The organism is Hoeflea sp. CAU 1731, assembly GCF_039888615.1.
In the GTDB taxonomy this organism is placed as follows: Bacteria; Pseudomonadota; Alphaproteobacteria; order Rhizobiales; family Rhizobiaceae; genus Flavimaribacter.
Map to the genome: position 1 here is coordinate 91,883 of NZ_JBDQQS010000014.1, position 12,470 is coordinate 104,352.

General features: G+C 61.2%; 15 protein-coding genes. 10 read left to right on the forward strand and 5 right to left on the reverse strand.

The genetic code is table 11. From position 1 onward, the window contains the following. Positions 1 to 241 precede the first annotated feature (241 nt). The 4 genes from sppA to lhpI all read left to right on the forward strand — a co-directional run bounded on the left by sppA (position 242) and on the right by lhpI (position 3,021). Positions 242 to 1,210 (forward strand): signal peptide peptidase SppA, encoded by a 969-nt coding sequence (gene sppA / locus AAFN47_RS20775; protein WP_499811170.1) that lies wholly within the window; start codon positions 242 to 244, stop codon positions 1,208 to 1,210. Positions 1,211 to 1,229: 19 nt separating this feature from the next. Beyond that, a complete protein-coding gene (locus AAFN47_RS20780) occupies positions 1,230 to 1,520 on the forward strand; it encodes an integration host factor subunit beta (RefSeq protein ID WP_220228634.1) in 291 nt (96 codons plus the stop codon). 151 nt (positions 1,521 to 1,671) lie between these two features. Then, complete coding sequence (locus tag AAFN47_RS20785) at positions 1,672 to 2,010, forward strand: LapA family protein (protein ID WP_499811171.1); 339 nt, start codon at positions 1,672 to 1,674, stop codon at positions 2,008 to 2,010. A 45-nt stretch (positions 2,011 to 2,055) separates the two neighbouring features. Then, positions 2,056 to 3,021, forward strand: a complete 966-nt coding sequence (lhpI, locus tag AAFN47_RS20790; RefSeq protein ID WP_499811172.1) for a bifunctional Delta(1)-pyrroline-2-carboxylate/Delta(1)-piperideine-2-carboxylate reductase — start codon at positions 2,056 to 2,058, stop codon at positions 3,019 to 3,021. 6 nt (positions 3,022 to 3,027) lie between these two features. On the opposite strand, the gene AAFN47_RS20795 is transcribed toward lhpI, so the two are convergent. After that, positions 3,028 to 3,474, reverse strand: coding sequence for an SRPBCC family protein (locus AAFN47_RS20795; RefSeq protein ID WP_499811173.1), 447 nt, complete (start codon positions 3,472 to 3,474; stop codon positions 3,028 to 3,030). 123 nt (positions 3,475 to 3,597) lie between these two features. Between AAFN47_RS20795 and AAFN47_RS20800 the strand changes: the two genes are divergently transcribed. The 6 genes from AAFN47_RS20800 (at position 3,598) to AAFN47_RS20825 (ending at position 8,758) form a co-directional block, all read left to right on the forward strand. Beyond that, complete coding sequence (locus tag AAFN47_RS20800; protein ID WP_499811174.1) at positions 3,598 to 4,677, forward strand: class I SAM-dependent methyltransferase; 1,080 nt, start codon at positions 3,598 to 3,600, stop codon at positions 4,675 to 4,677. Then, positions 4,674 to 5,519: a TrmH family RNA methyltransferase gene (locus AAFN47_RS20805; protein ID WP_499811175.1), complete on the forward strand. Its 846-nt coding sequence runs from the start codon at positions 4,674 to 4,676 to the stop codon at positions 5,517 to 5,519. Before AAFN47_RS20800 ends, AAFN47_RS20805 begins: the two co-directional genes overlap by 4 nt. After that, positions 5,519 to 6,019, forward strand: a complete 501-nt coding sequence (lspA, locus tag AAFN47_RS20810; protein WP_499811176.1) for a signal peptidase II — start codon at positions 5,519 to 5,521, stop codon at positions 6,017 to 6,019. Before AAFN47_RS20805 ends, lspA begins: the two co-directional genes overlap by 1 nt. Positions 6,020 to 6,062: 43 nt before the next feature. After that, positions 6,063 to 7,067, forward strand: coding sequence for an acrylyl-CoA reductase (NADPH) (gene acuI / locus AAFN47_RS20815; protein ID WP_499811177.1), 1,005 nt, complete (start codon positions 6,063 to 6,065; stop codon positions 7,065 to 7,067). A 186-nt stretch (positions 7,068 to 7,253) separates the two neighbouring features. Continuing rightward, on the forward strand, positions 7,254 to 8,069 hold the full coding sequence (gene olsB / locus AAFN47_RS20820; protein ID WP_499811221.1) for a l-ornithine N(alpha)-acyltransferase: 816 nt from the start codon (positions 7,254 to 7,256) through the stop codon (positions 8,067 to 8,069). A gap of 341 nt (positions 8,070 to 8,410) precedes the next feature. Next, the gene (locus AAFN47_RS20825) at positions 8,411 to 8,758 is read left to right on the forward strand and encodes a hypothetical protein (protein ID WP_499811178.1); all 348 of its coding nucleotides are present in this window, start codon (positions 8,411 to 8,413) and stop codon (positions 8,756 to 8,758) included. Here AAFN47_RS20825 and AAFN47_RS20830 read toward each other — a convergent pair. Genes AAFN47_RS20830 through AAFN47_RS20845 form a run of 4 tightly spaced genes read right to left on the reverse strand, consistent with a single transcriptional unit; the run spans position 8,717 to position 12,462 of the window. Continuing rightward, on the reverse strand, positions 8,717 to 10,096 hold the full coding sequence (locus tag AAFN47_RS20830) for an amidase (protein WP_499811179.1): 1,380 nt from the start codon (positions 10,094 to 10,096) through the stop codon (positions 8,717 to 8,719). The two genes, AAFN47_RS20825 and AAFN47_RS20830, sit on opposite strands and share 42 nt — an antisense overlap. 11 nt (positions 10,097 to 10,107) lie before the next feature. After that, positions 10,108 to 10,863 carry an SDR family NAD(P)-dependent oxidoreductase gene (locus tag AAFN47_RS20835; protein ID WP_499811180.1) on the reverse strand — a complete coding sequence of 252 codons (756 nt, stop codon included), beginning with the start codon at positions 10,861 to 10,863 and terminating at the stop codon, positions 10,108 to 10,110. A 10-nt stretch (positions 10,864 to 10,873) separates the two neighbouring features. Beyond that, positions 10,874 to 11,644, reverse strand: coding sequence for an SDR family NAD(P)-dependent oxidoreductase (locus AAFN47_RS20840; RefSeq protein ID WP_499811181.1), 771 nt, complete (start codon positions 11,642 to 11,644; stop codon positions 10,874 to 10,876). After that, entirely contained in the window at positions 11,641 to 12,462 is an 822-nt protein-coding gene (locus AAFN47_RS20845; protein ID WP_499811182.1) for a polysaccharide deacetylase family protein, read from the reverse strand. The genes AAFN47_RS20840 and AAFN47_RS20845 overlap by 4 nt, the downstream gene beginning before the upstream one ends. Positions 12,463 to 12,470 lie beyond the last annotated feature (8 nt).

Consider the following 12,470-nt stretch of genomic DNA (forward strand, 5'->3'; position numbering starts at 1 on the left):
TTGACGTTTCAGGATCTTCCGAAAATGCTGCAGTGCGAATTGACGAACCGCTCCTGCGATTGACGCTTTCTGACAGCAATTAACATATCGTGGCCGCTGCTTACAGAAGCAAAGTGGCGAATCTGTGCATTTGCGCGACGTATTCGAAAACGACCCGGCTGACCCGCAGTTGCGCGACGCACAAGAACGGAGTAACCAGTCAGCACGCTTCGACACATCTTGAAACGCACAGGACACGGCCATGGATCACAGCGGCATCACGGATCGTCGCCGACTAAGGAGGAAGCTGACTTTTTGGCGGATCGCGACTCTTGTCGCGATACTCGCGGTGGTCGCCGGTCTTTTCTTCGGATTGGGCGAAGGCGAGACCATTGGCGGCAAGGCGTCTCCGCATATTGCGCGCGTAACAATTTCCGGCGTCATCACCGACAATCAGGAATTGCAAAAACGCCTCGATACGATCGCCAAGAACGACAATGTCCAGGCGGTGATACTGCGGCTCAATTCGCCCGGCGGGACCTCCTATGGCGGAGAGGTTTTGTACAAGTCCGTGCTCAAACTCGGAGAAACCAAGCCGGTCGTCGCCGACGTCCGCACGCTGGCGGCGTCCGCGGCCTACATGATCGCCTGCGGCACGGACTACATCGTCGCCGGCGACACGTCCATTGTCGGATCGATTGGCGTCATCTTCCAGTACGCACAGGTCCAGGAGCTGCTCGACAAGATCGGCGTCAAGATCGAGGAAATCAAATCGGCGCCGCTGAAGGCCGAACCTTCGCCCTTCCACGAAGCAAGCGCCGAAGCCAAGCAGATGATCGATTCCATGATCACCGATTCCTACGACTGGTTCGTGACCCTGGTGTCCGAACGGCGCAAGCTGCCGATGTCCGAGACACGCAAGCTTGCCGACGGCAGCATCTTCACGGGTCGGCAGGCGGCGGACAACGGCCTCATCGACGTTGTCGGCGGCGAGGAGGACATCCGCAAATATCTGGCGGAACAGGATATCGACGACACGCTCGACATCATCGACTGGGAGCCCCGCAAGTCGCGAACGGAGCTGATACTGGGCGACGCCATGGCCAAAGTACTCAATGCCTTCGGGCAGAACAGCTTTCCTTTCTCGGAGGAGCTGAAGGCGCTCGCCGACCGCAAGTTGTTCCTTGACGGCCTCGTGTCCGTTTGGCACTTTGGCGAGGCAGACAACTAGCGCGGACGGGGGAAAAGCCGTGATCAAATCGGAACTTGTGCAAATTATTGCATCTCAGAACCCGCACCTCTACCACCGGGACGTGGAAAATATCGTCAACGCCGTGCTCGACGAGATCACCGACGCGCTCGCCGAGGGCAATCGCGTCGAATTGCGCGGCTTCGGCGCGTTTTCCGTCAAAAACAGACCTTCGCGTTCCGGACGCAATCCGCGGACGGGCGAAACCGTGCATGTTGAAGAGAAATGGGTGCCGTTCTTCAAGACCGGCAAGGAATTGCGGGAACGTCTCAATCCACAGGATGCGGGCTGACCGGGTTCAGCCGGTCGACGGCATGAGGCGGCGCAATGGATTGTCCTGCGGACAAGTTGATGCATTTGTTCTATACAAACAGAAAACGGGCGCGGCGACAGAGCTGATAGCGACTCCGTCCCGGGCCGCAGCAATTTGAGCGAATGACGCGATGACACGCAAGCTGATCAACATACTCATACTCCTTCCCATCGGCATCGTGCTGATTGTGCTCTCGGTCGCCAATCGCAATGAAGTGACGCTGGCGCTCAATCCTTTCCGCCCCTCGGACACGTTGCTGTCCGTATCGGCGCCGCTTTTCGTGTTCCTGTTCGGAGCGCTGATTCTCGGGATGATCATCGGCTCTCTGGCGACCTGGTTCAAGCAGGGCAAGCACCGCAAGAAGGCCCGCCGGGAAGCTAAAGAAGCCGTCAAATGGCATACAGAGGCGGACAGGCAGCGCGAGCGCGCCGAAACCGTCGCCGGCCAACGGTCACTCCCGACCGCCTGACAGCGGCCTTCGACTTCGTCCATTTCCTTCCAAGGCGACAGCACCATGCAACTGATATCCGCCGAGGCGGTCGACAAGATCCTTGATCATCACAGCCTTGCCGACGCACTGGCCGATGCTTTCCGGGGCGGCGTCGCGGCGCCCGTGCGGCACCACCACACGATCGAACGCGCAAGCGGATCCGACAGCACGCTGCTTCTGATGCCGGCCTGGAGCGATTTCTCGCAGCCGGTTTCCGGCAACGGGTATATGGGGGTGAAGATCGCGACAGTCAGCCCCGACAATAATGACATAGGCAAGCCGGCTGTCATGGCGGTCTACCTGCTGTCGGATGGAACGACAGGCGAACCGCTCGCGCTGATAGACGGCCAGTCGCTGACCCTGTGGCGCACTGCGACAGCGTCGGCGCTTGCAGGACGCTATCTGGCGCGCAAGGGCTCAAGCCGGATGGCGATGATCGGCGCCGGCAAGCTCTCGGGCCATCTGATCCGCGCGCATGCGGCGATGCATCCGCTGGAACACGTCACGATCTGGAACCGCAGCAAAGCCAACGCGATCAAGCTCGCGGAAGAGCTGGCGGCCGAAGCTTTTGCGGTGGACGTAACGGAAGATCGCGAGGCAGCGATTGCAGACGCGGACATCATCAGCGCCGCCACGATATCCGCGACGCCGCTGATCGAGGGCGCGTGGCTGAAACCCGGCGCCCATGTTGATCTCGTCGGCGCCTTCACGCCGGACTTGCGCGAAAGCGACGACGAAGCCGTGCGCAGGGCGACGCTGTTCGTCGACACGTTCGACGGCGCGTTGAAGGAAGCGGGCGATCTCGTACAGCCGATCAAGGCGGGGGTGATCAGCCGGTCCGACGTCGCGGCCGAACTGGCGATGCTGTGTCGCGGCGACCATCCGGGCCGTCAGGACGACACGGAGATTACGCTGTTCAAATCCACCGGCGCTTCACTGGAGGATTTCGCCGCCGGTTGCCTGGTATGGGAAAAATTCCTGGAAGCCTGACGGCGTTCAGGCGCCGCCTTCGACGATGGTCTTGAACTTCTCGAAAAACTGGCCGGCGAGTTTTTTCGACGTGGAGTCGATCAATCGCGAGCCGAGCTGGGCGATCTTGCCGCCGACCTGGGCCTTCACCTCATAGGACAAAACAGTTTCGTCGCCCTTTTCCGCGAGACTGACATCCGCTCCGCCCTTGGCGAAGCCGGCGACGCCGCCCTTTCCCTCACCGGAAATCGTGTAGCTTTCCGGCGCATTGATATTCTCGAGCGTCACGGCGCCATTGAATTTGGCAGAAACCGGACCGATTTTCAGCTTCACGGTGGCCGCCATCTCGTTGTCGCCGGTCTGTTCCAGGGATTCGCAGCCCGGAATGCACTGCTTGAGAACGTCCGGATTGTTCAGCGCTTCCCACACGACCTGGCGTGACGCCGCTATGCGTTCCTCGCCCTTCATTTCCATGAGATGTCCTCCCGTTGGATGTTACTGTACAGGCGCCGGCGGAAAGGATCCGGCAAATCACCGGGACTATGCTTGCATATTTGCGCTTTGCCAAGACTCCAGCACAATGTTAGAGCCGTGATCATGAGAAACAGACCTGCGGATTTGAAGGCGAGCCCCCGGAAACCGGCCGGGAAAGGGCGCGAGCGGCCCTCTGAAGCGCGTTCAAAGAAAAAGTCGCACAATTCGCCCGGGACCAGAAACCCGGCGAAGGTCGAACAATCCGTTCGGCGGGACAGAGAGCCGATCGCGCGGCGCGCAGGCGACCGTCCCGCGGAACGCGCTCCTTTGATTCTCGAGACGCCGGCGCAGGAAGGCTATGCGCTGCTGGACACGGGGGACGGTGAAAAGATGGAGCGCTACGGACCTTTCCGGATCGTGCGACCGGAAGCCCAGGCGCTCTGGCCGCGCAGCCGACCGTCGGCGGAATGGGAAACAGCCGACGCAGTGTTTACCGGCGATACGGACGAGGACGGCGTGGGCCGTTGGCATTTTCCGGGCAAACCCACGGGCGAGTCCTGGCCGATGCGGCTTGCCGGCGTCGACTTTATGGCGCGGCTGACCTCGTTTCGCCATGTCGGCGTTTTTCCGGAACAGACGGCGCACTGGCAATGGATGCGGGAACGCATTGAGAAAAGCCGCCGTCCGGTCAAGGTTCTCAATCTCTTCGGCTATACAGGCGTCGCCTCGCTGGTGGCGGCAGACGCAGGCGCCGAAGTCACGCATGTGGACGCTTCCAGGAAGGCGATCGGATGGGCGCGCGAAAACCAGGCGCTGGCCGGTCTTGAAGACAGACCGGTGCGCTGGATCTGCGACGATGCGACGAAGTTCATCAACCGCGAGATCCGGCGCGGCAATCGATACGACATCATCCTGACGGATCCCCCGAAATTCGGTCGCGGCCCGGACGGGGAGGTGTGGCAGCTCTTCGACGACCTGCCTCATATGCTCGACGCCTGTCGAACGCTGTTGGCTACTGATCCGATCGGCCTGGTGCTGACCGCCTATTCGATCCGCGCGTCTTTCTATTCGATCCACGAACTGATGCGCGAGACGATGCGCGGCGCTGGCGGCTGCGTCGAATCCGGGGAACTGATCATTCGCGAGGAAGCGCGCGACATCAAACTCTCGACGTCCCTCTTCAGTCGCTGGGTTCCCGCATGAGCGGCTCCGGAGAACCTCTCGGCCGCGTGGGGCAGGTTAAGGAGGTCTCGAGCCTCGCGAACCCAATCATCAAGGATATCCGCGCACTCAGCCAGAAAAAGAACCGGGACAGGTCGAACCTGTTTCTGGCCGAGGGCCTGAAGCTTGTCATCGACGGGCTGGAGCTCGGCTGGACAATCCAGACACTGATCTACTCCAAGGCGGCGAAAGACAAGCCGGCCGTGGAGCGCGTGGCGGCGCGCACTGTCGCCTCCGGCGCGCTGGTTCTGGAGGTGAGCGAAAAGGTGCTTTCCGCCATCACCCGCCGCGACAATCCGCAAATGGTCTGCGCCGTCTTCGAGCAACGCTACGCGCCGCTGGAAAGCCTGCGGCCCACGGACAACGAGACCTGGATCGCGCTCGACCGCATACGCGATCCCGGCAATCTCGGCACGATCATCCGCACCGCCGACGCCGCAGGCGTGAGCGGCGTCATACTCGTTGGAGAAACCACCGATCCCTTTTCTCTGGAAACGATCCGCGCGACGATGGGATCGGTCTTCGCGGTTCCCGTCGCCCGGTGCGGCGTGGAGGCGTTTTTGAAATGGAGATCGAAAAATCCGCTGCTGCTGGTTGGAACCCACCTCGCCGGCGCCATTGATTATCGCGCGGTGGACTATAGAGTTAAGCCGACTCTCATCCTGATGGGAAACGAACAGGCGGGGCTGCCCGACGAACTTTCCGAGGCGTGCGACCATCTGGTAAGGATACCACAGGCCGGCCGGGCCGATTCGCTGAACCTGGCCGTCGCCACCGGCGTCATGATATTCGAGGCGAGACGCCACATGTTGAAGGTCGACTGATGAAAGCGGTCCGTTCAGTTTTTTCCAAGCAGCGCCACGCCATGGCCCTGATCGCCGCGCTTGTCGCCCTCGACCAGATCGTCAAATGGCTGGTCGAGCGCGCCCTTCCCATGCATGAAAAGGTGGACCTGCTGCCGTTCCTGGCGCTGTTTCGAACCCACAATGAGGGCATCGCCTTCTCGCTCTTGAGCGGACTGGGCGAAAACTGGCTGATCGTGATCACTCTGGTCATCATCGCCATTGTGGGGATCATCTGGGCCAGGTCTTCGCCGACGCGGTGGCTGAGCCAGGTCGGCTTCGCTTTCGTGATCGCAGGCGCGATCGGCAATCTGATCGACCGCGCCATGTTTGGCTATGTGGTCGATTACGTGCTGTTCTACGTCAATACGTGGTCGTTCGCCGTCTTCAACCTCGCCGACGCGTGCATCACGGTCGGCGCCGTGGCCATTATCATCGACGAAGTGTTCGGAAAGTGGCTTTATCCCGCGGAAGCCCTCTGAACCTACGGACACACTTCACACAAGCAATGGGAGGCAATTTGCCATGACCGACGTCCCGACAGGCCCGTTCCGGGCCATTCTGGTTTCGCGCGACGAGAACAAGAACCAGTCGGTCGACACGACCGAACTCACGCTTGACGATTTGATGGAGGGCGACGTCGTCGTCCGGGTGGACGCGACCACCGTCAACTACAAGGACGGGCTGGCGATCACCGGGATATCTCCGGTCGTGCGCCGTTGGCCGATGGTTCCGGGCGTCGACTGCGCGGGCACGATTGTGAGCTCCGAGCACGCCGGCTTCAAGTCCGGGGATGCGGTTGTCCTCAACGGGTGGGGCGTTGGCGAAACGCATCTCGGCGCCTATGCGCAATATATGCGGGTGAGCGGCGACTGGCTGATCAAAAGACCGGACGCGTTCAGCGCGATGGACGCCATGGCGATTGGCACGGCGGGCTATACGGCCATGCTTTCGGTCATGGCGCTGGAACGGTATGGACTTACGCCGAAAAGCGGACCGATCGTCGTGTCGGGCGCCAATGGCGGCGTCGGAACGGTAGCGATTTCGCTTCTCTCTGGCCTCGGCTACAGGGTCATCGCATCCACAGGCCGTCCACAGGAAGCCGATTTCCTGAAAGATCTCGGCGCCGACGAAATCATCGAGCGCAGCGAATTGTCGGAGCCCGGCCGTCCGCTCGGCAAGGAACGCTGGGCCGGAGGCGTGGATGTGGCGGGATCGCATACGCTCGCCAACATGCTGGCCATGACCAGCTACGGCGGGGCGATCGCGGCCTGCGGCCTGGCCCAGGGAATGGATTTGCCGACCACCGTCGCTCCCTTCATCCTGCGCGGCGTAAGCCTGCTGGGCGTTGATTCGGTAATGGCCGCAAAGCCCTTGCGCGAGGAAGCCTGGCGCCGGCTGGCGCAGGAGCTCGACATCAAAAAACTGCATTCCCTATCGCAAACGATCGGTTTTGAGGATATTGTACCCACGGCCCATGCCATTATTGCAGGGGAAATCCGGGGGCGCGTTGTCGTGGATATGGGCTGAACGGTGGGACAAACCGAATATTCATCATGCGCAGTTGCTCCCGGACATCGAATTACGGTGTCACCGCGTTGTCGTACTATTCTGATTAATGGGCCTAATTCGAACCGACGGGAATGAATTGCGATGGCGACAAATGTGCGCGAAACGCCAGCAACGAACCGCTCTGCTCCGGGACCGGCGCTTAAAATGACGGAAGCCCACGGATCGGTGTTCGGCCGTATCGGCAATCTGGAAACGCGCCTCGCATTAACGCCTTCCGAAATCGACGCGGCGCAGGCGGTGCGCTACGAGGTTTTCGCCAGGGAGATGGGTGCAACGCTCACGCCCGAATCGGTCCGGCGCGGACGCGACATCGACATCTATGACGAATATTGCGACCACCTTCTCGTGCTCGATCGCAGCATGCCGGGCGACAGCGAAGAGCAAATCGTGGGCACATACCGGATTCTCCGGCAGGATGTGGCCCGCGCCAACACCGGTTTCTATTCGACCTCGGAATTCGCCGTCAGCGACATGCTGGCCAGGCATCCCGAAAAGCGCTTCATGGAGCTCGGCCGGTCCTGCGTGCTTCCGCAGTACCGCACCCGCCGCACCGTCGAACTGCTGTGGCAGGGCAACTGGGCCTATGCGCTCGAACACGGCATGGACGTGATGTTCGGCTGCGCCTCCATTCCCGGTGTGCGGCCGGAGGCCATGGCGCTTCCCTTGTCGTTCCTCTTCCACAACTGCCTGGCGGCCGGGGAATGGTCGGTGAGCGCCCGTCCCGAACTCTTCCAGAATATGGACCTGATGCCGAAAGAAGCCGTCGACACGCGCAGCGCCGTCAACGCCCTGCCGCCCCTGCTCAAGGGCTATCTGAGGCTCGGCGCGGTGATCGGCGACGGCGCCGTGGTGGACTACGCCTTCGGCACGACCGACGTAATGGTGATTCTGCCGATATCCCGGATCAGCGACCGCTATCTGAACTATTACAAGGCGGACGCAAGCCGCTTCGCATCCTAACCCTATTTTCTTTTAACTTATTGGTTTTAAAACATAATCACAGTACCCGGCTTTGTTTCGGGAATCCGGCGTTTCCAGCACTCGAAGCCTGCCTGGACCCACTGACTCAATCTGGCCTTGTTTCGGGAATCGCACCTTTGAAGGTGAATCTGGCTTCGTTTCGGGAATTCGGCGCCGCGCCGGCATGCACGGATATCTTGCTTCAGCCTTGAAGCGCAGCTCTGTTCCAGTGACCTATCATAGCATAAAACGGCCGGAAATGCAGCATGAAAGTTCTGCCTATGTTCCGACAATGGAACCCAATCACAGGCCAGCCGGTTCGATATCGCGGGAGACAATACATGAAGACGCTGGAACAGCAGGCATGGATCGACGCGCCGGTCGGCCACGTCTACGCCGCGCTATCCACGGCGAAGGGGGTCAGGGACAGGCGGGTCGCAATTAAAAGCATCCGGGCACCCGACGACGGCACCGCAGCGGCGGACTGGATGACGAGAATTCCCGCGCAAACAATCCTCGACTTCCGGCACTCCGGATGGGCTGATGACGCCGCCTACGCCGCATTCTGCAACCGGGCCTGGGGCGCTTGTCCTGGCGAATCTCAAATCGGTATGCGAACAAAGTTGACGGCCCGAGGACCGCTGGCGTCAGGCGATAATACCAGCCACCTGGCGCGCGCCGTCAAGTAAATCCAGATCACGGTACCACTGTCCGGTGAACTGCAGTCCTACTGGCAGTCCCGACATCGTATTGCCGCACGGAATTGTAATCGCCGGATGACCAGTCAGGTTTTGCGGGAATGTGAACGGATACCAGGCGCCGCGAATGGCGCCGCAATTCACACCATCGATTGTGATGTCGCCCGTGGGATCGACATCGATCGGCAAGGGCGGCGCCGTGAGCGTCGGCGATGCGATCAGGTCGAAATTCTCAAAAACGGACTGGATTTCGTGAAACAAGCGTGTGCGGTCTGAAATCGCGTTGGAAAGTTCGATCGCGGAATAGCCTTTGCCGAGTTCAATCGTATCCACCAGCGACTTCGCAACCCTGTCTTCATGGCCTTCGATGAGCGGGCCCGTCCGCGCGGCCAGACCGACGCGCAGGATCGCGAGGAAAACCGGCTCGTAGGACTTGAAGTCGACCTCGACCGGTTCGACGATGGCGCCGACGTCGGCGATCCGTTCCATCGCAGCCTGGGTGAGACGCGCCGTTTCGCGCTCGACGCGCGCGCCGCCTTCGGCGATCCAGGCGATACGCAACCCTTTCAAAGGGCGCCGTTCGGTGGGGTACAGCGCCGCCGATGCCTGTCCATAGGGGTCGCGCAGATCCGGACCCTGCAGGCACGAGAAAACCAACTCGATATCCTCGACGGTGCGCGCCAGGGGCCCGACATAGGAATTGGCGCCGAAGAGGTCAGGCAATTGCAGGTGCGGAAGGGTTCCAAGAGAAGCTTTGAAACCGACAACGCCGCAGCACGCTGCGGGAATGCGGCTTGAACCGCCACCGTCGGTGCCGAGCGTGAACGGGCCCATGCCTGTAGCCACAGCGACGGCGGACCCGGAACTCGAGGCGCCCGGCGTGACCTTCGGATCGATCGGATTCAGCGTGCGGCCGAACAACGGCGAGGTGGCCGACTGGACATGTCCGAATTCCGGCGTGGTTGTCTTGCCGACAAGAATGGCGCCGGCGGCCTTTGCGCGCGAAACCGTCACCGCATCCGTATCCGGTACGTGGTTCTCGAACAGCAGCGAACCCATTGTCGTGCGGATACCCGCGGTATTGAGCAGGTCCTTGGCCGAATAGGGAACGCCATGCAGCGGGGGAAGATCGTCGCCGCGCATCACCGCGTCTTCCGCGTCGCGCGCAGCACTCCGGGCCTGCGTCTCCGTCACCGTAATGAACGCGTTGAGATCCGCCCTCTTTTCGATGCGGTCCAGGACCGCATCGACCAGCTCCACCGGAGAAACGACTCGGCTGCGAACCGCCTGCGCCATTTCAACGGCAGTCATATCGGCAAGATCGGACATCGTTTTCTCCCTTAAATCATCCAGCGTCCACCGTCGATCAGCAAAGTCTGACCGGTGATGAACCGAGCTTCCTCGCTCGCAAGGAAAGCCACCGTTGCAGCCACGTCGTCCGGCTCTCCTGCAAACCCCGCCGGCGTGTTGCTGATAATCCGTTCGATGACTTCGGCGGGAACACTGTCATGCGCGCGTGTCCGAATGGCGCCCGGGGCGACAGCATTTACTGTCACCGAAAAAGACGCGAGCTCCCGGGCCAGCGCGCGCGTGAACCCGACCACGCCCATCTTGGCGGAAGCGTAGTCGACCAGACCGGCGTCGCCGGCGAAAGCCGCGTCGCTCGACATATTGACGATACGGCCGCCGCGTTCCCGCATCGCCGGAGCGACGAGGCGCGACATCCGCATGGCGCTGAGAAGAGAAACCTCCAGCACGAAGCGCCAGACAGCCTCGTCGGATTCATGAAACGGCGCGCTGCGTTCGCGTCCGCTCTGACCGACGTTGTTGATCAGAATGTCCACCGGACCATGAATATCGACGGTTCGATTGTGAAAGGCGAAACTCGTCTCGTGTTCCGTGCAATCGCCATCGACGGCCAGAAGCCGGGATCCGTATTCTTCTGCAAGCGCGGCCCTGGCGTCGCCTGCGTTGATGTCCAGCACCGCCACCCGGGCACCTTCGCCGAGAAATCGTCGCGCAATTGCCAGACCGATGCCCGCGCCGCCGCCGGTGACGACCACGGTCTTGTCGGAGAAACGGCGCGTTCCGGTCATTGCAGCAGCCTCAATGGAATGTCCGCCCGCCGTCGATCGCAAGAATGACGCCGGTCACGTATGAGGATTCAGGGCTGGACAGCCAAGCGACGCCTGCCGCGATTTCGTCCGGTTCCGCAATACGTGCGAGTGCATAGCGCGCGCGGATGGACTGGAGTTCCTTCTCGCCTTCCTCGCCGCCCGGTATCCCCGATCGAAACAACGGCGTATCCACAGCACCCGGACAGACGACATTGACACGAATGCCGTTGCCGGACAGTTCAAGCGCCAGCGCCTTGGAGAACATCTGGAGACCGGCTTTGGAGGCGGAATAGGCGCTGCGGTTCTCAATAGGCCGTAGCCCCGCGCCCGATGACAAATTGACGATCGTTCCGCCGCCAGCCTGCCTGAGATGGGCGATGGCGGCGCGGCACACCTTCATCGGGCCGGTCAGATTGACGGCGATGAGCCGCTCCCACGCGGCGTCTTCCATCGTTTCGACGCCGGCCTGCAGGTCGACGCCCGCGGCATTGACGACTCCGTCGAGCCCGCCGAACGTCTCGGCGGCCTTCTCAACTGCGGCGTTGAGAGCGACGGTATCGGTCACATCGACATGAATCGGCAGGAGTCTTTCACCAGCTTTCGACGCAATCGCCTCAAGCGCTGCGGCGTTGTTGTCCAGGCAGGCGACGCTCGCGCCTCCTGACAGGAACCTGATGATCGTCGCCCATCCAATGCCATTGGCGCCGCCGGTCACCATAAACTTTCGCCCGGTAAAATCGAGGCTCGCCTCCGGTTTCACACCGAAGCCCCTGTGAGCCGCGGACGCATGTCCTCGACCATTTCGTCACACCGGCCGATCCAGACGTCGCCGCGCTCGAGCGCATGTTCGATCAACGCCTGCAGTACGCCGATGCGCGACGGCTGGCCGATAATCTGCGGATGCATGCCGACCATCATCATCCGCTTTTCGGCATAGAGCACATCGAATTCCAACTTCCAGGCCTCGAGGAGCGCCGAAGGCGCCTGCATCGTGCGGCCCGGCAGAACGATGGAGTACTGAAAGAACGGCGCATCGTCGAGCACCCAGCGGAACGGCAACTCCACGATATTCGTCGGCTTGTTCCCGACGGTGTGAAGATAGGGCGAATCGTCGTCGAAAAAGTTGGAGGAGTAGGCAAAGCCGTGCTCGACGAGAAGCGGCATGGTGATCTTGCTGATTTCTGCGGCCGGCGAACGCCAGCCTTTCGGGGACGAACCGGTCACCCGTCTTATCGATTCGATGCCCTTCTCCATTTCCTCGCGCTCTTCGTCATCAGACAGGCTGAGAATCCAGCGGTGCGTATAGCTGTGATGGGCAATCTCGTGACCGCCCTCGAGAATGCGCTCCATGAGTTTGGGACGCTGGTCGATCACCAGGCCTGGTATGAAGAATGTGGTCTTCAGGTCATAGTGCGCGAGAAGCCTGAGGATCCGGTCTGCGCCCACTTTCCAGCCGTAAGCGCCCTGCGACATCAGGACCGGGCGCTCCGCATAGCTTGCGTCTCGCGCCGTCCACATGGTTTCCGCGTCAAGATCGAAGGTAAAAAAGAGGGGGAACCCCTTGCTCGTAAGATGCATGGCTTGGT